This is a genomic window from Paracoccus sp. S4493 (genome assembly GCF_000967735.1).
Taxonomy (GTDB): Bacteria; Pseudomonadota; Alphaproteobacteria; order Rhodobacterales; family Rhodobacteraceae; genus Paracoccus; species Paracoccus marcusii.
In genome coordinates, this window is record NZ_JXYF01000331.1 from 1 (window position 1) to 588 (window position 588).

A 588-nucleotide genomic window follows, 5' to 3' on the forward strand; every position below is an offset into this window, starting at 1 on the left:
GCCAGCAGGTCGCGGCCCAGGCCTGGGTCAGCGCCTATGCCGATGCCTATGCGCTGACCGCGCTGGCAGCCCTGCTGGCGGCGGCCGTGCTGCTGCTTCACCTTTTGCGCGACGTGATGGCCCGCCGGGCCGCCGTCCAGAACACCGGAACCACGCCATGAAGAAAGAGAACCTTGTCCCGACCGCAATTGCCCTGATCCTGGGCCTGGCGGGCACGCTGCTGCTGCTGTTCGCATGGGGCCTGCCGCCCTTCTCGACCGCCGCCCCCCAGACCGAGAACGCCTATCTGCGCGCCGAGGTCACGATGATCGCCCCGCAGCTGTCGGGCTATGTCACCGCGGTCGAGGTCGAGGACTATCAGACCGTCGCGAAGGGCGACGTGATCGCCCGCATCGACGACCGCATCCCCCGCCAGAAGCTGGCCCAGGCCGAGGCCCTGCTGCAGGGCGCCCAGGCCGCGCTGAAGGTCGCCGAACAGGACGTCGTGTCGGCCGAGGCAGTGGCCCGCGCCGAACAGGCAGGCGTCGAGGCCGCCGACGGCGCGCTGGAGAATGCCCGGTCGCAGGCCGACCGCGCGGGGCAGCTGCT

At 71.3% G+C, this 588-nt stretch carries 1 protein-coding gene; it reads left to right on the top strand.

Going from position 1 to position 588, the window contains the following annotated elements; genetic code table 11:
* Nucleotides 1-157: 157 nt before the first annotated feature.
* Nucleotides 158-588, top strand: a 431-nt coding sequence (locus TW83_RS17525; protein ID WP_045984073.1) for a biotin/lipoyl-binding protein, incomplete at its 3' end; no start/stop codon positions are given.